At 65.6% G+C, this 23,984-nt stretch carries 17 protein-coding genes; 10 read left to right on the top strand and 7 right to left on the bottom strand.

Going from position 1 to position 23,984, the window contains the following annotated elements; all coding sequences use genetic code 11:
• Positions 1–74: 74 nt before the first annotated feature.
• From EBB56_RS16225 to EBB56_RS16235, 3 genes are read left to right on the top strand one after another with little or no spacing between them, the layout of a single operon-like run.
• The gene (locus EBB56_RS16225) at positions 75–707 is read left to right on the top strand and encodes a CDP-alcohol phosphatidyltransferase family protein (protein ID WP_124804826.1); all 633 of its coding nucleotides are present in this window, start codon (positions 75–77) and stop codon (positions 705–707) included.
• Entirely contained in the window at positions 704–2,458 is a 1,755-nt protein-coding gene (locus EBB56_RS16230) for a bifunctional alpha/beta hydrolase/class I SAM-dependent methyltransferase (protein ID WP_124804827.1), read from the top strand. Before EBB56_RS16225 ends, EBB56_RS16230 begins: the two co-directional genes overlap by 4 nt.
• On the top strand, positions 2,455–3,816 hold the full coding sequence (locus EBB56_RS16235) for a phosphatase PAP2/dual specificity phosphatase family protein (RefSeq protein WP_124804828.1): 1,362 nt from the start codon (positions 2,455–2,457) through the stop codon (positions 3,814–3,816). The genes EBB56_RS16230 and EBB56_RS16235 overlap by 4 nt, the downstream gene beginning before the upstream one ends.
• A 102-nt stretch (positions 3,817–3,918) precedes the next feature.
• On the opposite strand, the gene EBB56_RS16240 is transcribed toward EBB56_RS16235, so the two are convergent.
• Together EBB56_RS16240 and EBB56_RS16245 are read right to left on the bottom strand one after the other, a co-directional pair.
• Positions 3,919–5,343 carry a sugar porter family MFS transporter gene (locus tag EBB56_RS16240; protein WP_045994536.1) on the bottom strand — a complete coding sequence of 475 codons (1,425 nt, stop codon included), beginning with the start codon at positions 5,341–5,343 and terminating at the stop codon, positions 3,919–3,921.
• Positions 5,344–5,389: 46 nt separating this feature from the next.
• Positions 5,390–6,163 carry an SDR family oxidoreductase gene (locus EBB56_RS16245; protein ID WP_311767539.1) on the bottom strand — a complete coding sequence of 258 codons (774 nt, stop codon included), beginning with the start codon at positions 6,161–6,163 and terminating at the stop codon, positions 5,390–5,392.
• Between the two features lie 697 nt (positions 6,164–6,860).
• On the opposite strand from EBB56_RS16245, the gene EBB56_RS16250 reads away from it, so the two are divergent.
• Positions 6,861–8,087 (top strand): ROK family transcriptional regulator, encoded by a 1,227-nt coding sequence (locus tag EBB56_RS16250; protein ID WP_045994713.1) that lies wholly within the window; start codon positions 6,861–6,863, stop codon positions 8,085–8,087.
• Between the two features lie 83 nt (positions 8,088–8,170).
• On the opposite strand, the gene EBB56_RS16255 is transcribed toward EBB56_RS16250, so the two are convergent.
• From EBB56_RS16255 to EBB56_RS16270, 4 genes are all read right to left on the bottom strand, one after another.
• Positions 8,171–9,127 (bottom strand): Gfo/Idh/MocA family protein, encoded by a 957-nt coding sequence (locus tag EBB56_RS16255; RefSeq protein WP_260425381.1) that lies wholly within the window; start codon positions 9,125–9,127, stop codon positions 8,171–8,173.
• A gap of 243 nt (positions 9,128–9,370) precedes the next feature.
• The gene (locus EBB56_RS16260; RefSeq protein WP_124804829.1) at positions 9,371–10,300 is read right to left on the bottom strand and encodes a LysR substrate-binding domain-containing protein; all 930 of its coding nucleotides are present in this window, start codon (positions 10,298–10,300) and stop codon (positions 9,371–9,373) included.
• 514 nt (positions 10,301–10,814) lie between these two features.
• The gene (locus EBB56_RS16265) at positions 10,815–12,617 is read right to left on the bottom strand and encodes an IlvD/Edd family dehydratase (RefSeq protein ID WP_124804830.1); all 1,803 of its coding nucleotides are present in this window, start codon (positions 12,615–12,617) and stop codon (positions 10,815–10,817) included.
• A 72-nt stretch (positions 12,618–12,689) separates the two neighbouring features.
• Positions 12,690–14,501 (bottom strand): IlvD/Edd family dehydratase, encoded by a 1,812-nt coding sequence (locus EBB56_RS16270; RefSeq protein ID WP_239452616.1) that lies wholly within the window; start codon positions 14,499–14,501, stop codon positions 12,690–12,692.
• Positions 14,502–14,742: 241 nt separating this feature from the next.
• Here EBB56_RS16270 and EBB56_RS16275 point away from each other — a divergent pair, with 241 nt between their 5' ends.
• The 5 genes from EBB56_RS16275 to EBB56_RS16295 all read left to right on the top strand — a co-directional run bounded on the left by EBB56_RS16275 (position 14,743) and on the right by EBB56_RS16295 (position 20,806).
• Entirely contained in the window at positions 14,743–15,777 is a 1,035-nt protein-coding gene (locus tag EBB56_RS16275; RefSeq protein WP_108133327.1) for a TRAP transporter substrate-binding protein, read from the top strand.
• 151 nt (positions 15,778–15,928) lie between these two features.
• Positions 15,929–16,600, top strand: coding sequence for a TRAP transporter small permease subunit (locus EBB56_RS16280; protein WP_124804831.1), 672 nt, complete (start codon positions 15,929–15,931; stop codon positions 16,598–16,600).
• Entirely contained in the window at positions 16,600–17,904 is a 1,305-nt protein-coding gene (locus tag EBB56_RS16285) for a TRAP transporter large permease subunit (RefSeq protein WP_124804832.1), read from the top strand. The genes EBB56_RS16280 and EBB56_RS16285 overlap by 1 nt, the downstream gene beginning before the upstream one ends.
• Positions 17,905–18,080: 176 nt before the next feature.
• On the top strand, positions 18,081–19,097 hold the full coding sequence (araD1, locus tag EBB56_RS16290; protein WP_124804833.1) for an AraD1 family protein: 1,017 nt from the start codon (positions 18,081–18,083) through the stop codon (positions 19,095–19,097).
• Positions 19,098–19,228: 131 nt separating this feature from the next.
• Positions 19,229–20,806 carry an aldehyde dehydrogenase (NADP(+)) gene (locus EBB56_RS16295; protein ID WP_124804834.1) on the top strand — a complete coding sequence of 526 codons (1,578 nt, stop codon included), beginning with the start codon at positions 19,229–19,231 and terminating at the stop codon, positions 20,804–20,806.
• Positions 20,807–21,384: 578 nt separating this feature from the next.
• Here the strand turns inward: EBB56_RS16295 and EBB56_RS16300 are convergent.
• Complete coding sequence (locus tag EBB56_RS16300; protein WP_083970676.1) at positions 21,385–22,350, bottom strand: LysR family transcriptional regulator; 966 nt, start codon at positions 22,348–22,350, stop codon at positions 21,385–21,387.
• Positions 22,351–22,581: 231 nt separating this feature from the next.
• Between EBB56_RS16300 and EBB56_RS16305 the strand changes: the two genes are divergently transcribed.
• Positions 22,582–23,895, top strand: coding sequence for an L-fuconate dehydratase (locus EBB56_RS16305; RefSeq protein ID WP_124804894.1), 1,314 nt, complete (start codon positions 22,582–22,584; stop codon positions 23,893–23,895).
• Positions 23,896–23,984: the final 89 nt, after the last annotated feature.

A 23,984-nucleotide genomic window follows, 5' to 3' on the forward strand; every position in this document is an offset into this window, starting at 1 on the left:
CTGGCGGCCTGGCGCAGCCCACGCACCCGCCAGCCCCGTCCCCCTCGCCTAGCCCGTCAAAAAGGACCTTTGACATGGCCTCCGTGTATGATTTCAAGCCTCGTTTTCAAGCCCTGCTGCGTCCCTTGGTGGGCCGCCTTCACCAGCGTGGCGTCAGCGCCAATCAGGTCACCCTGCTGGCCGCCGTGCTGTCACTGCTGGTGGCGGCAGTGGTTGGCCTCAACGTGCAGACGCAGCTCTGGTTCGTACTGATCGCACTGTGGCCCCCCCTACGCATGGCGCTCAACGCCATCGACGGCATGCTCGCCCGTGAACACGGCCAGCAGACGGCCCTGGGCGGCTACCTCAACGAGCTGTGCGACGTGGTCTCGGACGCCGCCCTGTTCGTCCCCTTCGCGCTGCTGCCCGAGACAGGCCCCGGCGCCGTCCTTATCGCCATGGTGCTGGCGATCATCGTCGAGTACGCCGGCGTCATGGGCCCCCTTGTCGGGGCGACCCGACGCTACGACGGCCCCATGGGCAAGAGCGATCGCGCCCTGGTCATCGGCATACTCGCCCTGGTGGTGGCGGTGGGCCTGGCGGCAAGCTGGTTTATCGCAGCAGTTTTCTGGCTGATGGCGGCGCTGATGCTGGTCTCGCTGTACCATCGCGTCCAGCGTGGCATCGCCGAGGTCGCTACCCCAGGCGACCGGGATGAAAGACCATGACGCGCCCGCAGGAGGCCCTCGATTTCACCACCCACGACGGCCAGCGCCTGCACTATCGCCACTGGCCGGCGACGGCAGACAACCGCAACGGCGCCATCGTGCTGTTTCATCGTGGCCACGAGCACGGCGGCCGGATGGCCCATCTGGTCGATGAACTCGACCTGCCCGGCGTCGCCTTCTTCGCCTGGGACGCGCGTGGTCACGGCGCCTCCGACGGGGTTCGTGGCGACGCCCCGGACTTTGCTACCTATGCGCGAGACGTCCAGACCTTCTTTGACCACCTCGCCGCCCATCACCGTCAAGCCGCCGCCGATACCATCGTGGTCGCCCAGAGCGTCGGTGCCGTGATCATAGCAAGCTGGCTTCACGACTACGCCCCCGACATACGCGCCGCGGTACTGGCGGCGCCTGCCTTCAAGGTCAAGTTGTACATTCCCCTGGCGCTGCCCTGTTTGAGGCTCGCCACCCGACTGTCCGATAGAGTCTTCATCAAGAGCTACGTGCGTGCCTCGCTATTGACCCACGACCCAGAGCGCCAACGCAGCTACGCCACGGACCCGGCCATCAGTCGCCAGATATCGGCGCGCATCTTGATCGGTCTTGCCGATACCTCCCGGCGCATCGTCGATGACGCCGACACCATCGATACTCCCATCCAGTTGCTGCTGTCTGGTCGTGACCATGTGGTCGACCGACGACCTCAGCTCGACTTCTTTGCGCGACTGCCCCACCCGGACAAGGAGTGCCACCTGCTCGAGGGCTTTTTCCACGACACCCTCGGCGAGCGCGACCGTCATCTGGCCCTGGCTCCCATGCGCCGCTTTATCCTGCGCCAGCTTGAGGTGCCCGCTCTACCGCTCACTCGCCTTGCCGCCCACCTCCACGGACAGGGCTGCGCCAAGGCTGAAGCGCTGGGCCGCCCACTTGCAGCAGGCTCGCTGAAGGCTGGCTACTGGCGTCTGATGCGGGCAGCTCTCGGGGTCGGCGCGCGTCTTTCCAGCAGTCTCAAGGTAGGCATCGAACGCGGCTTTGACTCAGGAGCAATGCTCGATCAGGTCTATCGCCACCGCGCCGAGAGCTCGAGCCGCCTGGGCCGGCTGATCGACCGCGTGCACCTCGACGCCATTGGCTGGCGCGGCATTCGCCTTAGACGCCGCCACCTGGAAGAACTGATTTCCCTGGCTGCCGGATGCCTGCGTGACGAAGATCGCGACCTGCACCTGCTGGATGTTGCCGCCGGTCACGGTCGCTACGTTCTCTCTGCGGTGGCAGCCATGGACCCAGCGCCCGACAGCGTGCTATTGCGCGATTACAGCGAGCACAACGTCGCTGCCGGCAGGGCCATGATCCAACAAATGGGCCTTGCCGACCGCGTTCGCTTCAACGCCGGCGATGCCTTTGACCGCGCTAGCCTCGCCCGCATCTCTCCCGCCCCCACGCTGGCCGTAGTCTCGGGACTCTACGAGCTTTATTGCGACAATGATCGGGTCATGGACTCCCTGTGCGGTCTGGCCGACAGCATGGCCGAAGGCAGTCGCCTTATCGTCACCAACCAGCCCTGGCATCCACAGCTCACCTTTATCGCCAGGGCCCTGTCGTCTCACCGCCAGGGCGAGCCCTGGGTGATGCGCTGTCGCAGCCAGTACGAGATGCGCCAGCTCCTTCACGCCAGCGGATTCGTGGTCGAAACCCTGCGTATCGATCCCTGGGGGATCTTCTCGGTGATGCTCGCCCGCCGGCTCCCGCAATGAGCGCAAACAGCGACAACCGCTACCACGCCTGCTTCGCCCTGCGCGTCAGGGGGGCTCTCTCGCTGTTGGTGCTTGGGCTGATATTCTTTGCCAGCTACACCGCCTGCAACCACCTCAGCGCAGCGCGCGAACCGCTGCCGAGCATGATGTTTGCGTGGGAATCGGCGATCCCGCTATTGCCCTGGACCATCGTGCCCTACTGTTCCATCGACCTAATGTACGCCCTGGCGCTGCTGTGGCTGCCGCGCGATGGAGGGGAGCTGTCGCGGCTGGTCAAGCGCCTGCTGAGCGTGCAGCTGCTTTGCGTCATCGGCTTTCTGGCCTACCCACTGCGCTGCGGCCTGGTGCGACCAGAGCTGGACGGCGTCTTTGGCTCGCTCTTCGATATCCTGATGGGCTTCGACCTGCCCTACAATCAGGCGCCGTCGTTGCATATCGCGCTGCTGGTGGTGCTCTGGCACGCCTATGCCGCGCACCTTGACCGCCGCTGGCGCTGGCTGTTACATGGCTGGTGCGGCCTTATCGGCGTCTCGGTGCTGACCACCTGGCAGCACCATTTCATCGACGTGCCGAGCGGCGCCCTGGTCGGTGCACTGAGCCTCTGGCTATGGCCCTCCCAGGCTCGCTCGCCGCTGGCTCTTCTCGCGTCACGCCGGTCACTTCCCTCGGCGAACCACCAACTGGCCTGGCGCTACGCCCTGGCGGCGGCGGCCCTGTGCGGACTGGCCCTGGCCATCGGCGGCGCCGCGCTGTGGCTCGCCTGGCCAGCGCTGTCCCTGCTGCTGGTCGCGCTCAACTACGCCTGGCTCGGCCCGTCAGGCTTTCAAAAGGACGCCACAGGGCGGCTCTCACTGGCGGCGACGCTGCTCTACGCCCCCTACACACTGGCCGCCTGGCTCAACGCTCGTGTGTGGACCCGTCGACGCCCGCAACCCGACGTGGTAACCGACGGGGTCTACCTCGGGCGACTCCCCTGGCACACCATGCCCTCACCGACGATGGCCCTGGTCGATCTTTGCGCCGAGCTTCCAGCGCCGTCCGGGGCAAGAGACTATACGAGCCTTGGCGTCATGGACCTGACAGTGGCATCGCCGCAGACGCTGCGCCTTGCCGCCGAGACCATCGAACGCTATCGCCAGGAGGGCCCGGTGCTGGTGTGCTGCGCCCTCGGAGTCTCGCGCAGCACCAGCGCCGTTGCTGCCTGGCTATTGCTGACCGGGCGTGCCGGTGACGTCGAGGAAGCCATCACCCAGGTTCGCCGCGCCCGTCCCATCAGCGTGCTCAAGGCCCACCATCGTCAGGCGCTAGGAGCCCTTGCGGGGGAGCTGCCGTCAGCAAACGCCGACACCCCGACATGATCAGGCCCCGTCGAGTGAGACTCGACGGGGCCTGATCACTACTGCTCGGACCGGTCTGTGGCCTGGCGTCCTTGTACCTGGACCAGGACCTGGACGCGGACCTTATTCATAGGCCATCTGCTCAAGCTCCCGTCCACGGGTCTCCTTGACCCACTTCATCACGAACACCACTGAGCAGGCCGCGAAGAAGGCGTAGACACCGTAGGCCCCGGCAAGGCCGATTCCCGCCAGCATGATCGGGAAGGTCATGGTGATGGCGAAGTTGGCCAGCCATTGGAACAGCCCCGAGACCGCCAGTCCCGAACCGCGCACCTGATTGGGGAACATCTCACCGAGCATCACCCACATCACCGGCCCCCAGGACACATTGAAGAACAGCACATAGGCATTGGCCGCCAGCAGCGCTAGCACCCCCATGTCACCGGCCAAGGCCAGCTTTCCGTCGACCATGCTGGCGGTGGAGAAGGCGTAGGCCAACAGGCACAGGGTCAGCGCCATACCCACTGAACCTGCCCACAAGAGCGGCTTGCGACCGATCCGATCGATCAGCGCGATGGCGATCAGACAGGCGCCGATCGACACCGCACCGCTGATCACGTTGATCAGCAGGGCATCACCCTCGGAGAAGCCCACCGCCTGCCACAGCACCGCACCGTAGTAGAACACCACGTTGATCCCGACCAGCTGCTGGAACACCGCCAGCCCGATACCGACCCAGACGATGCCGTGCACCTTGCCACTGGTGGCGTTGATCAGATCCCTGAGGCTCGGCACATGGTCGGCGTTCAGCGACGCCTTGATCTCGGCGACCTTGGCCTGCCCCGCCTGCTCGCCGAGCAGGGTGACCAGCACCCGTGTCGCCTTGTCGTCGCGTCCGCGGCTGATCAGAAAACGCGGGCTCTCCGGGATACCCAGCAGTGCCAGCAGAAAGATCGCCGCCGGCAGCATCTCGATCCAGAACATCCAGCGCCAGGCGTCGAAGCCGAACCACAGACTGGCGGTGGAGGCGCCGGCGATCTTGGCCAGCACATAGTTGCTGACGAAGGCGATAAACAGCCCCGAGATGATCGCCACCTGCTGGATCGTGGCCAGCCGTCCGCGCCGCTCGGCCGGCGCCACCTCGCTGATGTAGGCCGGCGTCATCACGCTGGCCGCGCCCACCGCCATGCCGCCAAGCACCCGGTAGATCACGAACTCCAGCGAGCCGGTCGCCACCCCGGAGCCCCAGGCGCTGACCAGAAAGAACACCGCCGACACGATCAGCAGCGCACGACGGCCGTAGCGATCGGCCAGGCGGCCGGCGAAGAAGGCACCGATGGCGCAACCCAGCAGCATCGAGGCCACGTTGAAGCCGGTGCCGACGCTGTCGGAGTCGAAGGCCGTCTGCAGACCATCGACGGTGCCGTTGATCACGCCGCTGTCGAAGCCGAACAGAAAACCGCCGATGGCGGCGATACAGCAGATGGCGAACACATAGCGTTGTCGCTTGAGCGAGGCGGCGTCCGCCGGTGAGGATACGATAGGCATGCTGAACTCCTTGTTGTTGTGATATCGCAGTTGAAAAAAGGCTGGGTCACAGCCAGCCGGCGTCCACCCAGTGGTTGTGCGCGGTACAGCCGCTGGCCGCGTCGGAAGCGAGAAACACCACCATCGCCGCGACGTGATGAGGCTCGAGGCGCACCTTGAGCTTCTGCTCGGCGACGATCTGGGCCTCCTGTTCGGCGCTGTACCAGCGTGACTGGCGCGGCGTCTTGATGTTGCCGGGGATCACGCAGTTGACCCGGATGCCCTGTTCACCCAGTTCCTGGGCCAGCGCCCGGGTCAGCCCCTCGATACCAGCCTTGGCCGTCTCGTAGAGCGCCAGGCCTGCCTGGCCCAGGTGCCAGCTGATCGAGCCGAGGTTGATCACCGCTCCGCCGCCACGCCTGGCCATGCCCGGCGCCACCGCCTGGGTGGCGAACACCAGGTGGCGGAGGTTCACGGCGATGCGTTCGTCGAAATAGGCCGGGGTGATGTCCGCCAGACGATGGCGATCGTCGTTGGCCGCGTTGTTGACCAGCACATCGACATCACCGATCGCGCTCAGCACCTCGTCGAGACGCGCCAGATCGGTCAGGTCACAGTGATGGAATTGCAGCCGATCGCGGCCGGCACCCTGCTCGGTCAGACGCGCCACCAGCGCCTGTGATGGCGCCTCGGCGAGGTCGAGAAAGTGCACCTCGGCGCCCTGCTCGACAAACGCCTCCACCAGCCCCTCTCCGATTCCCGAGCCGCCACCGGTGATGACCACCCGCCTGCCCGCAAGGCCTGGGTAGAGCGCCACCGGTCCTCTGTGTTCCATCGTCATGTCAGCGTGACTCCCGTTGCTGTTGTAGGGGTTGTACCTAAGCCATCCAGGACTTGCCTGGAAGCGCCTGCGCTCGTCGACGTATCGGCTTGGCCTGTTGGAGGCGGCGTCTGTCACCGCTTTCGCCTTTCGATTGGCGAAGTCTTTCGATTGGCGAAGCCTTTCGTCTGGCGAGATCCGTTGGTTCGACGAAAGATGTTTGTTACTTCTCTTTACTAATATCTCGTTAGTTATTTGTCCTAACTAAGTGCACAGTCTTGTCGAGTCGGACGCCTTGTGCCATTGCACTTATGTCGAACAGAAGCCTCCCAGCGGAAAGGTGCTTGATGGCGCCCGGTGCTCTTCTGAAATCCAGTGCTCTTCTGAAAAGCGGCACAGGCGTCGCACGGATTCACTCAGGATCCTTGTTCGGCCGATGTAGCCGGGCGATGCAGTCGGGCGATGCAGTCGGGCGCTACTGTACGGCGCTAGGCGCTGTCCGAAAAGTCGACGAGCGAAGGTTAGACAAGGCAAAAATCGGTGAGAAAGCGCAGTTTACGGGGTGTAAATGAGCATTTTGATCCGATTTTTAACGCCGTATTACCGAGCGCAGGCACTTTTCAGACAAGCCCTAAAGTCCGGCGCTGCGGCTCGTCGCCCGCCTTGGTACACTCGACGCGACCTTCCCCATCCCTGACAGGGTCGGAGACTTTCGTTCATGACCGCCTCTTCCACCGCCGGCGACCTCGGTGCGCTCAAGTCACGCAACCGCGCCTCTCTGCTGGAGTGGCTGCGCCGCCAACCCGGGCTGACCCGTGCCGAGCTTGCCCAGCGCACCGCCCTGACCAAGGTAACCGTCGGCGCCGCCGTACAGACGCTGCTGGACCAGGGCTGGCTGGTCGAAGGCGATCTGCTGCGTGGGGGTAGCGGTCGCCCCGGACGGGCGCTGTCCCTCAATCCCGACAGCCATGCCATCCTGGGCATCGAGATCGGGGTCCATGGGCTGCACGTGCTGGCCATCAACTTTCATGGCCAGATCCTGGCCCAGCGACACCAGGCCGTGGTGCCGACCCGGCCAGACGATACCCTGGATCAGATCGTGCCCATGGTGCGCGAGCTTATCCGGACGGCGCTTTCACACAGGACACTGCTCGGTGTGGGACTGGCGGTGCCGGGGCCGACGTCGCCGGAGCAGTCGCGGCTTAGCCTGGCGCCCAACCTGGGCTGGCGAGACGTCCCGCTGCTCGAGATGCTCAGGCAGCGCCTGCCGGAACTCGACGATGATTCGAGACGATTCTGGTGCATGGACAACGAGGCCAAGGCGGCGGCCTTTGGCGAGCTCTATTGCAGCCTGTCCAGCGGCCAGGAGGCCGCGACGCCGTCGTCACTGTTGTACGTCAGCGCGGCTACCGGGATCGGCAGCGGGCTGGTGGTGCAAGGCACGCCGCCCCGGGTGATTCGCGGCGTGCATGGGCTGGCCGGCGAGATCGGCCACACACTCCTGGCGCCGGGGGGCAAGCCGTGTCACTGCGGTAACCACGGCTGCGCCGAGACCCTGGTCAGTGGCTGGGCCCTGCGTGATGCCCTGGGTATCGAGGCCGGCGCCTCCTTGAGCGAAGGCATCAAGCATCACCGCGACCCCGACCTGGTGGCCGAGACCCTCAACCAGGCAGGGGAAGCCCTGGGCCTGCTGCTGCTCAATCTCCACCTCACCCTGAATCCCGAACGCATCGTCATCGGTGGCTCGCTGGTGAAGCTGGGTCCAGCGCTGCTGGACCCGGCGCTTGCGTTCTTCACTCGTCATCAGAACCATCTGCTGCCGCAGGCGCCGCCGATCCCGGTGCGCATCCTCGACGACAGCCTGGCGACCGCCGCCCGCGGCGCTGCCGCCCAGGTACTGTGCCAGCTGCTGGCTCGCCACGACGAATTCGCCACTGACGAGTAACCCGCTGCTTCTGGCGGGTTCAGCTCACACCAAGTGAGCGACGACGTCGTGGGTCATCGAGAGATCGACGCGAAGTGGCGTGTTCAGGCGCTGCCATCATCGTCGACGAAGGCCTCGGTGGCCTGACGATGCCCCAGCATCAGGGCGTCGGCCACCTGCTGCAGCGGCGTGATGTCCATATCGCGCTGGCCAGCCTCGAGCAAGCTGTGGAAGTGCGCGTAGACCCCCTGGTATTCGCGCTCCGGCTCATCGATCAGGGTCTTGCCATCGACGATCAGGCGGGCGCCCCCCGCCTCCAGGGTCAAGCTTCCCCCATCGGTGACGAAGGTCATCTCCCAGCACGGCGGATCCTCGTGGCGGAAGTCGAAGTCACCGCTCAGCAGGACGCCATCGGCGGTACGCCATTCAAGCGTCGCCGCGATGGGTGTCTGGGCGTTGGCGGGCACCACCAGATTGGCCCGCTTCAAGAAGAACGGATCGGGCAGCAGTGCGGTAACGATGGACAGGGCGTTGATGCCCGGATCGAACACCCCCATGCCGCCGGCTTCCCACAGCCAGGCCTGGCCTGGATGCCACACCCGCACGTCCTCGTGCCAGCGAATATCGACGCTCTCTACCCGGCGTCCAGCGAGCCACTCGGCGGCCGCGGCGATGCCCGGGGCAAAGCGCGAGTGCCAGGCGGCGAACAGCGTAAGTCCCGCCTTTTCGGCCTGTGCCTTGAGGTCCTGCACCTCGGCCAGGGTGGCACCCGGCGGCTTTTCCAGCAGCACCGCCTTGCCACGGGCCAGCGCATGACTGGCGAGCCTGTGGCGCAGATGGGCAGGGGTGCAGATCGCCACGGCGTCGATATCCGGCGCGGCGTCGAGCATCTCCTCGAGACTGGCGTAGGACGCCACGCCCTCCAGGCGCGAATGAGGGTCCGCCGACGCCACCAGCTCAAGTCCTTCGGTGGCACGGATGGCGTCCAGATGCTGGTCTCGGACGATCTTGCCGGCGCCGGCCACGCCCAGTCGAAACGGCTTCGCTTTCATCTGCTCCATCTCTCCCCTCTCCTCCAACTTTTCCCCTCATCCATCTCTTCCATCTCCATCAGCGCCCCCGTCTTCTTTCCTGCCTCTCTTGGCTCTCTTTCCTCTCTTTCCTCTCCCCCCTCTCTTGCCTTCCTCCCGTCGACGCACGCCACCGTCAGGCGGGCCGACGAAAGGCCGCCAGCTTATCGCAAGAACAAGGGCAAGAGCAGGTGCCAGGGCCAGGCCAGACGGTCTGCCGCCGGACCAGGGATTTCAGCCACCCAGGAGGCCGGGGCGGTGGGCGCCGGAGCTTGACCACTGCTTGAACGCCGAGGCCACTTCTTCGGCCAGGGCGTCGACCGCAGCGGTTGCCCCTGGTGTTCGCAACAGCACCAGTTGATAGTGCCCCAGGGGCGGCAGCCCTTCGGACTCTGCCAGGGTGACCAGTGGCGGCTCCACCAGGCTGCGAGGCAAGGCGGACACCGCCAGGTCGGCGTCGAGTATCGCCAGATGGCCGGCGCAGTTCTCGCTGACGTAGGCGATGCGATAGTCGACATTGGCCCCATCCAGCGCCGACAGGGCAAGCTTTCGCCAGGCACAGCCGGCGTTGGCCACCGCCAGCGGCAGCGGTCGCCGCTGGTGCGCCGCCCCTCCTCCGCGTCCGACCCATGCCAGCGCTTCCCGGTGGACCACCTCACCCCGGGCGCCAGCCAGGCCTTGCGTGCCGGCGGTGATCAGCGCCACGTCGACCTCGCCAGCGTCCAGCCGCGCCACCAGATCCTCGCTCGGTGCCACGGTCACGTCCACCTGGACCTCGGGAAAGCTCCGCGCAAACCGCGAAAGCACCCACGGCAGTACCCGGGTCCCGACGTCGTCAGAGGTGCCCAGGCGAACGCCGCCCTGCAGCGGCGCCTGCAGAAACTGGGAGACCGTCTCGTGGTTGAGCTGCAACAGACGCCGGGCATAGCCCAAAAGCTTTTCGCCCTCGGGCGTCGGCACCACTCGACGCGCATGGCGCAGCAGCAGCCGCTGTTCGAGCGTCGCCTCGAGGGTCTTGACCTGCATGCTCAGGGCAGAGGGTGTGCGATGCACCTGTCTTGCCGCACGGGAAAAGCTGCCATGTTCCACGATGGCAACGAAGTTGCGGACGATGTCGAGATCCAGCAGCGGCAACGGACGTGCGCTCAAATGGTCGCTGTGCATGTCACTACTATTTTCAATTTATCTGAAAATAAAGTGTAGAGACTTTCGCTGGAATGAACCAGAGAGGACGACCATGCTGGCAGACATCCCGATACTGATCGGGAAAGGACGCAAGGAGGTGCGCCATGCGCTTCCTGCGAGCGCGAACAGCGACGACGTCTCACCGCCTGCCCGCGCGCCAACGTTGCGAACTGGCCACCCCGTGCAGACGGTGGTTGAACCACACTCTGGAGGTAGACCATGCGCCCTTTTGATCCTCCCCTGCACCAGCATGATCGCAGACGCAGACGTTCGACTCGGCTACCCGAGATCGTGCTGCCATGCTCTCCGCCGCTGGGCTTGATCTCGACCCTGGAGCGCTGGGTCAGGCGAGCCTTGCGCCGGCATGACGAACGAACCTGATCCGACACCCTGCCCGTCAACTTGCCCGGGCACCCACCGACAAAACAGCCCGCCCCCGTCAACGACGGGGGCGGGCTGGCTGGGGGTATCAGCACGGGTTGACGTGCGTCGTTCAGTGATTGTCCCTGGGCGGACTCTGGCGCGCCACGTCACGGTAGGCGTCGGCGCCGCGCAGGGTCATGCCGCGATCCAGTGGTTCGATCAGGGTGCGCTGGATCTCCTGCCACGGCGTCTGGTGGGCCGGATAGGGATAGCCGCCCTGGGCGTCGAGACGCTGTCGACGCTGGGTGATTTCGTCATCGTCCACCAGCAGGCGGACCTCGCAGCGTCCCAGATCCACGCGTAGTCGATCGCCGGTCTGGACCAGCGCCAGCGGCCCGCCGGTGGCGGCTTCCGGCGAGGCGTTGAGGATCGAGGGCGACCCCGAGGTCCCCGACTGGCGTCCGTCACCCAGACACGGCAGCGACTCGATCCCCTGGCGAATCAGCGCCTCCGGCGGTTGCATGTTGACCACCTCGGCGCCGCCAGGATGGCCCACCGGCCCCGCCCCACGCATGATCAGGATGGTGCTGGCGTCGATGCCGAGTTCGGGATCGTCGATGCGGGCGTGGTAGTCCTCGGAGCCGTCGAACACCACCACCCGACCCTCGAAGGCCTCCGGGTCGTCCGGGTTCTCGAGAAACCGCCGACGAAAGTCCGGCGAAATCACGCTGGTCTTCATCAGCGCCGAGTCGAACAGGTTGCCCTTGAGGTTCAGGAAGCCGGCGTGTTCGACCAGCGGATTGTCGAAGCGTCGGATGACCTCCTCGTCCAGGGTCTCGCGGCCCGCGATGCTGTCGGCCAGGCGGCGGCCGTCGACGCCGGTGACGTCGCCGTGCAGCAGACCGCGCTCGAGCAGCTCGTGCTGTACCGCCGGCACCCCGCCGGCACGATGGAACTCCTCACCCAGGTAGGCACCCGCCGGCATCACGTTGGCCAGCAACGGAATCCGGTGGCCCAGTCGCTGCCAGTCGTCGTTGTCGAGCGCAACGCCTGCATGGCGGGCGATGGCGTTGACGTGGATCGGCGCATTGGACGATCCCCCCAGCGCCGAACACACCACCACCGCGTTCTCGAACGCCTCGCGCGTCAGGATGTCGAGCGGGCGCAGGTCCTGCCATACCATCTCGACCGCGCGCTGGCCGGTGTCGTAGGCGACCATCGCGCGTTCCTTGTAGGGCCCGGGAATCATCGCCGACCCCGGCAGGCTCATGCCCAGCGCCTCGGCCATGGAGTTCATGGTGGAGGCGGTACCCATGGTGTTGCAGTGGCCCACCGAAGGCGCCGAGTCGCTGGCCCGGGCAAGAAACTCGGCGTAGTCGATGTCGCCGGCGGCCAGGCGCTTTCTCAGCTCCCAGATGATGGTGCCGGAGCCGACCCGCTCGTTGCCCCGCCAGCCATTGAGCATGGGGCCACCGGACAGCACGATGGCCGGAATGTTGACCGTCGCCGCCGCCATCAAACAGGCCGGGGTGGTCTTGTCACAGCCGGTGGTCAGCACCACGCCGTCCAGCGGGTAGCCGTGCAGCACCTCCACCAGGCCCAGGTAGGCCAGGTTGCGGTCCAGCGCCGCCGTGGGCCGGCGCACGTTCTCGTGGATCGGATGCAGGGGGAACTCGAAGGGCACCCCGCCGGCTGCGCGAATGCCATCCTTGACCCGCTTGACCAGCTCGATGTGGTGACGATTGCAGGGGGTCAGGTCGGAACCGGACTGAGCGATGCCGATGATCGGCTTGCCCGAGGTCAGCTCATCGAGGGTCACCCCGTAGTTGAGGTAACGCTCGATGCACAGCGCAGTGGTGCCCGGGTGGTCGGCATTGTCGAACCACCAGCGGGAACGCAGCTGGTCGGGAGTAAGGCGGGGGCGCTGGGTCATGGTGTTCTCCTGCGGTTGCCGCCGGCATGCGAGCGGCAACGGTCTGCCATTGGGTGCGAAGGTCGGGAGCGCTCAGTGGGAGTGTCGCGGAACGTCCGCGCCACGACAGCCCACCAGAAAGTCGAAGTCGCAGCCTTCATCGGCCTGCAGCACGTGCTCGATGTAGAGCTGACGGTAGCCACCGCTGGAGGCGATACGGCGCGACGCCTCGGTGGGATCGCTGGCGGCCAGGCGCCGCTCGAGCTCGGCCTCGTCGACGTCCAGATGCAGGCGCCCGTCGTAGGCATCCAGCTCGATCCAGTCGCCGTTCTCTACCGCCGCCAGGGGACCGCCGGCCGCCGCCTCCGGCGCCACATGCAGGACCACGGTGCCATAGGCGGTACCGCTCATGCGAGCGTCCGAGATCCGCACCATGTCGGTCACGCCCTGGGCCAGGAGCTTCGCCGGCAGGCCCATGTTGCCCACCTCGGCCATGCCGTGGTAGCCCTTGGGACCGCAGTGCTTCATCACCAGTACGCTGTCGGCGTCGACCTCCAGATCCGGGTCATTGATCCGTGCCTTGTAGTCGTCGAAGTTCTCGAACACCACCGCGCGACCACGGTGACGCATCAGCTCGGGGCTCGCCGCCGAGGGCTTGAGCACCGCTCCCTTGGGCGCCAGGTTGCCGCGCAGCACGCACATGCCACCGTCGTCCACCAGCGGGTTGTCCAGCTCACGAATCACCTGATCGTTGTAGAGCGGCGCATCCTTGACGTTGTCCCACAGGGTCTGGCCGTTGACCGTCAGCGCCTCCTTGTGGGGCAGGCGGTCTGCCTCACCGAGGCGCCGCAGCACCGCCGGAAGCCCGCCGGCGTAGTAGAACTCCTCCATCAGAAAGCGCCCCGACGGCTGCAGGTCGACGATGGTCGGGGTGCCACGCCCTACCCGGTTCCAGTCATCGAGCTCGAGCTCGACGCCCATGCGTCCGGCGATCGCCTTGAGGTGGATCACCGCATTGGTCGAGCCACCGATGGCGGCGTTGGTGCGAATGGCGTTCTCGAAGGCCTCCCGGGTCAGCACCCGAGACAACCGCAGGTCCTCCTTGACCATGTCGACGATGCGATTGCCCGACAGGTGCGCCAGCACATAGCGGCGCGAGTCCACCGCAGGAATCGCCGCATTGTGGGGCAGCGACACCCCCAGCGATTCCGCCATGCAGGCCATGGTGGAGGCCGTGCCCATGGTGTTGCAGGTGCCGGCGGAGCGTGACATGCCGGCCTCTGCGGCCATGAAGTCGTGGATCGATATCTTGCCTGCCTTGACCTCCTCGGACAGCTGCCAGACCACGGTGCCGGAGCCGATATCCCGGCCCTTGTGCTTGCCGTTGAGCATCGGCCCGCCGGTGACCACGATGGCCGGGATGTCGCAGCTGGCCGCCCCCATCAACAGCGCCGGAGTGGTCTTGTCGCAGCCGGTCAGCAACACCACGCCGTCCAGCGGATTGCCGCGAATGGCCTCCTCCACGTCCATGCTCGCCAGGTTGCGGGTGAACATGGCGGTGGGACGCAGATTGGATTCGCCGTTGGAGAACACCGGGAACTCCACCGGGTAGCCGCCCGCCTCCAGCACCCCCTTCTTGACGTGCTCGGCCAGCTTGCGGAAGTGGGCGTTGCACGGTGTGAGCTCGGAGAAGGTGTTGCAGATACCGATGATCGGGCGGCCATCGAATTCGTGGTCAGGAATCCCCTGATTCTTCATCCAGCTGCGGTACATGAAGCCGTTCTTGTCCGCACTGCCGAACCACTCGGCGCTACGAAAGCGTGCCTTCTGGGGCACTTCGGTCGCCGCTTCGTCGCTTGCTGCCTCGACACCCACGCTTGGGGAATCCTGATCACTATCGGCCATTGCCTGGCTCCTTCAACTCTGTCACGGGGTGAGCGGCAACCGGTCTGCCTGCTGTCTCGGGCCAATCGCTGGCCTTTGACGTCATGGCGAATACCGACCCGCTCGTCGGGTCCTGGGCAAGCCTACGTCGCGGGCGCCACAAAGTACACACATACGAAAGTATATGTTGAACATACTCGCAACTCGGTCAAGACTTGCCGCCACACCAATAACGATCACGCTCTCATCAGGGAGATCGACCATGCGAGCTATCCCCAGGCTTTCCCGTCTTGCCGCCTCCATCGGTGCGGCATCCATCGCCATCACTGCTGCCGCCAGTGCCCAGGCCGCTGAATACGAGTGGACCTTCCAGGCCTCCGAGACCGCCGGCGAGCCGAGCTTCAAGATCAAGCAGGAGTGGGCCGAGCGCATCGAGACCATGACCGATGGCCGTGTGGCCATCGAGGTGTTGCCGATCAACTCGGTGGTAGGTCCCACCGAAACCCTGCAGGCGGTGAGTTCCGGCATCCTGCAGGGCCATATGACCGACCCCAGCTACTTCTCCGGCCAGAACCCGGCCTTCGGCATGCTCGGCAATCTGGTGGGCGCCTGGAACGACCCCTACGACTTCCTCGAGTTCATGAACAACGCCGGCGGCGAGGATCTCTACAACGAGCTGGTGGAGCCCTACGGCGCCCATCTGGTGGCGGCGGCGACCTTCCCGCTGGAGTCGATCCCGTCCACGGTGGCCATCGAGTCGCTGGAAGACTTCGAGGGACTAAAGATTCGTGCGCCCCAGGGCATGGTCTACAACATCTTCGAGCGCATAGGCGCCACGCCGGTCAACCTGCCGGGCTCCGAGGTCTACACCGGCCTTGAGAAGGGCGTGATCGACGCCGCCGACTCCACGGTGCTGTCGAACAACGACGCCCAGGGCCTCCATGCCTTTGCGCCCTACCCGCTGTACCCGGGCTTCCACTCCATGCCGATGATCGCGGTATCGGTGAACAAGGATATCTGGGACGGCCTGCCCGAAGACCTTCAGACCACCCTCGAGACCGCCTTCGACGCCATGGCCTACGACCTGATCGCCCGACTCAAGGCCCAGGACATCGAAGCGCTTGCCCGTCTCCAGGCGGACCCGGAGGTTCACCCGTTCGACCTGCCCGACGAAGAACGCAAGGCCTTCCGTCAGGCGGCTGAACAGGAATGGCAGGAGTGGGCCGGCAAGAACGAGATGACCCAGAAGGTCTACGACGCCGCCACCGGCTTCCTGACCGCCCGCGGCCAACTGTAAGCCTCGCCAGCCGTCCTGCCCCCCGAGAGGGCCCCTGCCCCCCGGTCCAGCCTGCTGACACCGGGGGGCAGATCCGTGACGACTTGCTGACCGCACCCGTGGTCGTGACCTTCAACCTGTTGACCAACGCCGCCAGCGGCCTGGAGCAACCATGACGCCTCCCTCCTCCCACAACACCCCCGCCGGATCGCCACATGACGGCGCCGGGCGGCCGCCCGATCCTTCGCACGAGCCTTCTCGCGGCCCGAACCCCGACCCGTTGGCGGACAGGACGCCCGAGCGTGCCCCCGATGTGGTGCGCAGTCGTTTCGATCGTGGCGTGGTCCGGGTGGCCCAGTTCGCCGCCTGGCTGGTGTTCATCGCCATGGCCATCAGCGTCTATGAGGTGATCATGCGCTACGGCTTCGGCGCGCCCACCTCCTGGGTCCACGAGAGCGTGGTCATGCTGGTGGCGGTCAGCTTCTGTCTCGGCGGCCCCGCCGCGCTGGCCTCCAACCGCCATATCCGGGTCAAGGTGCTCTACGACGCCGTGGGCCCGAGGTTCCGGCTGTGGCTCGACCGCTTCAATGACCTGGTCACCTTCGGCTTCTGCCTGGGCATGACCTACGCCGCCTGGGTGATGTTCTATGGCGCCTCCCACAACCCCCTCGGCGAGTGGCAACTGGAGCGCTCCGGCACCTCCTGGAACCCGCCGTTCCCCGCCCTGGTCAAGGGCATGATCCTCGCCGCGGTGGCGATCATGTGCGTCCAGGCGCTGATTCACCTGATCCAGTCGATCAAGGGCAAGCCCGCCCCCGATGCACCCGAAGGAGGCGCTGACTGATGAGCATCGCAGACGGAACCCTGCTGCTGGTCGGCGCCATCTTCGCGCTGCTGGTCACCGGCCTGCCGCTGGCCTTTATTACCGGCCTGGTGGCGCTGGCCTTTACCTTCGGCTGGTTCGGCCCCAACGCCCTGCCGCTGGTGACCAGCCGGGTCTACGGCTTCGTCACCGAGTACTCGCTGGTGGCGGTGCCGATGTTCGTGCTGATGGCCTCGCTGCTCGACCGATCGGGCATCGCCAAGGATCTGTTCAACGCCATGCGGGTGTTCGCCGGGCGACTGCCCGGGGGTGTCGCCGTGCAGACCGTGGTGGTGGCGTTCTTCCTGGCCGCGCTGTCCGGCATCATCGGCGGCGAGATCGTGCTGCTCGGCATCCTGGCGCTGCCGCAGATGCTCCGCCTCGGCTACGACAAGCACCTGTCGATCGGCGTGGTCTGCGCCGGCGGGGCGCTCGGTACCATGATGCCGCCGTCCATCGTGCTGATCATCTACGGCCTGATCGCCAGCGTCTCCATCGCCGACCTGTTTACCGCGGCGATCACCCCGGCGGTGATCCTGATGCTGTCCTACATCGGTTATGTGCTGGTGCGCTGCCTGCGCAACCCCGCCATGGGCCCGCCGATGAGCGAGGAGGACCGCAACGCCGGCTTCGCATCCAGGGGTGCCGCGCTGCGCTCGATCATCGTGCCGGCGCTGATCGCCTTCATGGTGCTGGGCTCGATCTACGGCGGCGTGGCCTCGGTCACCGAGGCGGCGGCCATGGGCGTGTTCGGCGTGCTGCTGGCGGTGCTGGCCCGGGGCGAGTTCTCGTTCTCGATGATGCACCAGAGCCTGTCCCAGACCCTGGTGACCTGCGGCATGATCATCTGGATCGGCATCGGCGCCGCCGCCCTGGTCGGGGTCTACAACCTGATGGGCGGCAACCGCTTCATCTCCGGCATGATCATGGATCTGGACGTCTCGCCCATCGTGATCATCCTGGTGATGATGGCGATCCTGATCGTGCTCGGCATGTTCCTCGACTGGATCGGGGTGGCCATGCTGACCCTGCCGATCTTCGTGCCGATCATCGTGCAGCTGGGCTACAGCCCGATCTGGTTCGGCATCCTGTTCGCGGTGAACATGCAGGTGTCCTTCCTGTCGCCGCCGTTCGGACCCGCGGCCTTTTACCTGAAGGGCGTGGCGCCACCGGAGATCAGCCTCAAGGACATCTTCGTCTCGGTGCTGCCCTTTATCGCCCTGCAGCTATGTGTACTCGCGGCGCTGCTGGTGTGGCCCGAGATGGCCATGTGGCTGGTGCAATGACGCGGATCGGCCCCTCTCCGGGACCAGGCGCCAGGCTAGACGCCAGCAAAGCCACCTTTCCATAACGTCAACCCATACCTTTGTATGTTGACCATACACCACCCCAGGGGCGTAAGATGCCTCTGGGGCCAACCGTGAACCGGGACAAGGCGCCCACGTCACGCAAGGATATTGCCATGCATCATGACACCCCCGAGACCCTTCGCATCATCCAGTGCCGCCACCAGGGCAGCGTCAGGGCCGCCCTGGTCGAAGGACCGGACCGTGTGCGACTGACCGACGCCGACACCTATACCCTGGCACGCCGTGCGCTGGCCGAGGGCAAGGGCCTGGCGACCACGCTCAAGGAAAGCCTCGGTGACGAGACCCTCGACTACGCCGATCTGGTCGCGAGCGGTCAGCTACTGCCGCCGCTGACCCATCCGGATCCCGCGCACTGCCTGGTCACCGGCACCGGCCTGACCCATCTGGGCAGCGCCGATACCCGCAGCGCCATGCACGCCGACTCGTCCGAAGCCGACGACGCCCAGCTGACCGATTCCATGCGCATGTTCAGGCTCGGCGTCGAGGGCGGCAAGCCCGCCGAAGGCCAGGTGGGCGCCCAGCCCGAGTGGTTCTACAAGGGGGATGGTGACTGCGTGGTGGCCCCCGAGGCGCCGCTGCCCTGGCCATCCTTCGCCGAGGATGCAGGCGAAGAGCCGGAACTCGCCGGGCTCTACCTCATCGATGATCAGGGCCGCCCCCATCGCCTGGGCTTCGCCATCGGCAACGAATTCTCGGATCACATCACCGAACGCTACAACTACCTGTGGCTGGCCCACTCGAAGCTTCGCGCCTGCAGTTTCGGCCCCGAACTGCTGATCGGTGAACTACCCTCTCATCTGGAGGGTACTTCGCGTATCACCAGAGACGGCGAGACCCTGTGGGAGAAGCCGTTCTTGACCGGCGAGGACAACATGGCGCACAGCATCGCCAACCTGGAACACCACCACTTCAAGTACCCAGGTTTCCGTCGGCCCGGTGACGTCCACGTCCATTTTTTCGGCACCGCCACCCTGAGCTTCGCCGACGGTGTCAGGGTCAAACCGGGCGAGCGCTACGAGATCGAGCTACCGGCCTTCGGGCGTCCACTGCGCAATCCGCTGGCGCCGCCCACCGAGGACGAAGAACAGACCAGCGTCACGCCGATGTAATCGACCGGAGACAGGCTTCGACTGTCCCGAACAATGACGACACGAGCATTGAACGCAGGTCGAGCCGGCGTTGACACTGGTACCAGACAGCAAACCGACAACCCCATCCCCGCAAGCGAAAAGGAGCCAACATGACTCTGGAAGGAAAGCAGCTGATCGGCAGCCAGGCCGTCGAGGCCAAGGGCGAGCCCATCCACGCCGTCAATCCGGCCACCGGTGAGACCCTCGAGCCTGGCTACAAGGCAGGTTCCAGGGCCGAGGTCGAGCGCGCCTGCGAACTGGCCTGGGCGGCCTTCGATAGCTACCGCGAAACCGGCCTCGAGGCACGTGCGACCTTTCTCGAGACCATCGCCGATGAGATCGAGGCGCTCGGTGATGCCCTGATCGAGCGCGCCATGCAGGAGTCCGGCCTGCCCCAGGCACGTCTGCAGGGCGAGCGCGGCCGTACCTGCGGCCAGCTGCGCCTGTTCGCCTCGGTGGTGCGCGCCGGCGAATGGCTCGACGTGCGGCACGATCCGGCCCTGCCGGACCGCGAACCGATGCCGCGGGTCGACCTGCGCCAGCGCCATATCGCGCTGGGTCCGGTGGCGGTGTTCGGCGCTTCCAACTTCCCGCTGGCGTTCTCGGTGGCCGGCGGCGACACCGCCTCCGCCCTGGCCGCCGGCTGTCCGGTGGTGGTCAAGGCCCACTCCGCCCACCCCGGCACCTCGGAGCTGGTCGGCCGCGCGCTGCAGAAGGCGGTGGCCCGCTGTGAACTGCCGGAAGGTGTGTTCTCGCTGCTGTTCGGTTCCGGTCGCGAGGTCGGCCAGGGTCTGGTCAGCGACGCGCGGATCAAGGCGGTGGGCTTCACCGGCTCGCGCAGCGGTGGCACCGCCCTGATGAAGACCGCCCAGGCGCGTCCCGAGCCGATCCCGGTGTACGCCGAGATGAGCTCGATCAATCCGGTGTTCCTGCTGCCCGAGGCGCTCAAGGCCCGTGGCAAGGAGCTTGGCGAGGCCTTCGTCGGCTCGCTGACCATGGGGGCCGGTCAGTTCTGCACCAACCCGGGGCTGGTGATCGCGGTCAAGGGCGAGGCGCTGGATGGCTTCGTCGAGGCCGCCGCCGAAGCGGTCAAGGGCGCAGGTGCCCAGACCATGCTGACGCCGGGCATCCACGACGCCTACACCCAGGGCGTCAACACCCTGGGCGGCAGCGACAAGGCCCGTGAAGTGGCGCGCGGCCCCCAGGGCGACGGACCCAACCAGTGCCAGGCCGGCCTGTTCGTGGCCAAGGCCAGCGACTTCCTCAATGATGAGGCGCTGCAGGCCGAGGTGTTCGGTTCGACCTCGCTGGTGGTCGAGTGTGCTGACCTGGACGAGGTCAAGGCACTGGCCGAGGGGCTCGAGGGCCAGCTGACCGCGACCCTGCAGATGGACGACGGCGACATCGACGCGGCCCGTGGCCTGCTGCCGATCCTCGAGCGGCGTGCCGGACGGGTGATGGCCAACGGCTGGCCCACCGGGGTCGAGGTGTGCCACGCCATGGTCCACGGTGGCCCCTATCCGGCCACCTCTGACTCGCGCACCACCTCGGTGGGCAGCGCCGCCATCCACCGCTTCCTGCGCCCGGTGTGCTATCAGAACCTGCCGGACGCCCTGCTGCCGCAGGCGCTCAAGGATGGCAACCCGCTGAACGTCAGCCGCCTGGTGGATGGCAAGCGCGAGGCGTAAACCGCCTGGCACACGTCTTCAACCAAGGGTCTTGAACCGACGTAGTTGAAAACATCGCTAAAGACATGGCTGACGACGTGGCTGAAGACATGGCTGAACACGTAGCTGAAGCCATGGTTGAAGCGAACGGACGGAGGCGCCGATCATCGGCGCCTCCTGTCTCGCCTTCTTTTTCTTGTCTTTCTGGCCCGGTCTTTCCGTCCCGGTCTTTCTGGCCCGGCCTATCTGTCCTGGTCTTTATGGCCCCGTCTTTCTGTCATCGCCCTTCGGTCCGTATCGCCTGACAAAGACCTGCAGGTAACAATGGCCTTGGCTCATGATTCAACGACGGCTTTCAAGACGCTTACCTCGGCATTACGTCGCTTATCAAGGCACCTATCAAGACACCTATCCAGATATCCTCCCGCCACCGCCTCCTCCTGCCTTTGCAATCACATCCGATCCAAAATCGGTGACGTCTCGCGCTTATTCGGCGAATATCTTGGCCATTATTGATGGCATGATACGCCCATCGTATTGACCAAGACATCCTAGAAACATCCTTTCACGACCACGACCTTTTCTGCCCACGATATTGCTCAGGGCGCATCCTCTTCTCCGACCAGGCTGGCGACAAACTCGGTCAGCAGTTCAGGCCAGGGCTCGCCCTTGCGCGTGAGCACGCCGTAGTAGCCCAGCGGCTCACCGATGGTCAGCGGCAGTACCGCGAAACGGCCTTGAGAGAAGGTGGTCTTGACCACCGAGCTTGGCAACAGCGACAGGGTATCGGTACTCGCCACCAGCTGAAGCGAGGCCTGGGTGGAGGTGGTCTCGATGACGTTGCGCGGCGAGGCGACGCCGGCCTCGGCCAGGGCCGCCTCGAACAACCCGCGCATGGGACTCGCCATGGGGTGCAGCACCCAGGGCCAGCGCACCACCTCGGCCAACTCAGGCGTCCCCTGACACAGCGGATGATCTGGGCGCGCCACCACCGACACCGGCTCCTCCTTGAGCGGCAGAAAGTCGAACAGATGACGCTGGGACGGCTCGGTGTAGCGGCCGATGACGGCGTCGAGCAGCTTGTATTCGAGATCCACCAGCAGTCGATCGCTGGAGTTCTCGATCAACGAGATGGCGAGCCGCGGCCGGTGCGACTTCAGCTCCGCCATGGCCCTTGGCAACATCACCGGGGCGGCACCGGGTACCGAGCCAAGCGCCAGCCGACCGTGCCCACCTTCGCGCAGTGAAGCCAGTTCTTCGACCAGCCGATCGGTGTCGTTGAGCAGACGCCGTGCATAGCGCAATACCGTCACACCGGCGTCGGTCGGTTCCATCCGCCCGGGCTCACGCAGAAACAGCGGTATTCCGAGAAATCCCTCGATGTCCTTGAGCATCTTGCTGGCCGCCGGCTGGCTGATATTCAGCTGCCTTGCAGCCGCGTGCATGTTACGACTTTCGTCCAAGGCGACCAGCAATACCATATGCCTGATCCGTAGCCACGTCTTGGCGTGAATACCGCTGTCATGGGGCATGTAGCGCATCATCCCGATGATTGAAAAACACATGATAACCTGAGGTTATCAAATGGCCAAAAACTTGGATTGGCCGTTCTTTTAGCGCTCTGTTTAGACTGCCCTCACTGACAATAGAACGACGAGACAGCAGCAACAGAGGAACGGGAGAGCAACCAGAGAGGTAGGCGCTTTCCGCAAGCAGCCAACCGCTGATCGACGCCCATGATGCTTTCCCTGGCCACTCGCCGGACAACCAACAATATTCACCACAAGGCCGCCAGCATGACCACCATCACTCGGGTCGACGCCCGCGATATCCGCTTCCCCACCTCACGCCAGCTCGATGGCTCCGATGCCATGAACGAGGCACCGGACTACTCGGCCACCTACGTCATCCTGCACACCGATCAGGAAGACGAGGGCCACGGTCTGAGTTTCACCATCGGCCGCGGCAATGATCTCTGCGTCGCCGCGGTCAACGCCCTGGCACCCACCCTGGTGGGCCGCAAGCTCGAGGACATCACCGCCGACATGGGCACCTTCTGGCGCGAGCTGACCAGTGGCGATAGCCAGCTGCGCTGGCTGGGTCCGGAAAAGGGCGTGATGCACCTGGCCAGCGCCGCCCTGGTCAATGCTATCTGGGACCTGTGGGCCAAGCGTGAAGGCAAGCCGATCTGGAAGCTGCTGGTCGACATGAGCCCGGAACAGCTGGTGCGCTGCCTGGACTTCCGCTTCGTTACCGACGCCATCACCCCCGAGGAGGCCATCGCCCTGCTGCGTCGCAAGGCCGGCACCAAGGGCGAGCGCGAGGCCGAGATGAAGGCCGAGGGCTACCCCGGCTATACCACCTCCGCAGGCTGGCTTGGCTATTCCGAGGAAAAGATGCGTCGACTGTGCCGCGAAGCCCTGGCCGAGGGCTGGCAGCACTTCAAGCAGAAGGTCGGTGGCGACATCGAGGAAGATCGCCGGCGCGCGGCGATCCTGCGCGAGGAGATCGGCGAAGAACGCACCCTGATGATGGACGCCAACCAGATGTGGGATGTGGACGAGACCATCGTCAACATGCGCCGTCTGGCCGAGTTCAATCCTCACTGGATCGAGGAGCCCACCAGCCCCGACGACATCCTCGGTCACGCCGAGATCCGTCGTCGCCTCAGGGGCGGCCTGGAAGGTGGCATCGGCGTCGCCACCGGCGAGCACTGCCACAACCGGGTGATGTTCAAGCAGCTGCTGCAGGCAGGCGCCATCGACTTCTGTCAGCTCGACGCGGCGCGTCTGGGCGGGCTCAACGAGGTCATCATCGTGGTGCTGCTGGCGGCCAAGTACGGCGTGCCGATCTGCCCCCACGGCGGTGGCGTGGGCCTATGCGAATACACCCAACACATCTCCCTGTTCGACTACATCGCCGTCTCCGGTTCGCTGGAAGGTCGCCTGCTGGAGTACGTCGACCACCTGCACGAGCACTTTGTCGACCCGGTGCGTATCCGTCAGGGTCGCTACCTGGTGCCCGAGGCGCCGGGCTACAGCATCACCATGAAGCCCGAGTCCCTCGAGATGCATCGCTACCCCGAAGGCGCGGCCTGGCAAGACGCCTGAGCCGCTCCACCGGCCAGCGGCCCCGGGATGAAACGCTTCCCGGAGCCGCTGGCCAGCACGCCAAGCAAGGGCCAGAGCGTTACGCAATG

The sequence above is a fragment of the Halomonas sp. YLB-10 genome, from assembly GCF_003856855.1.
In the GTDB taxonomy this organism is placed as follows: domain Bacteria; phylum Pseudomonadota; class Gammaproteobacteria; order Pseudomonadales; family Halomonadaceae; genus Halomonas; species Halomonas litopenaei.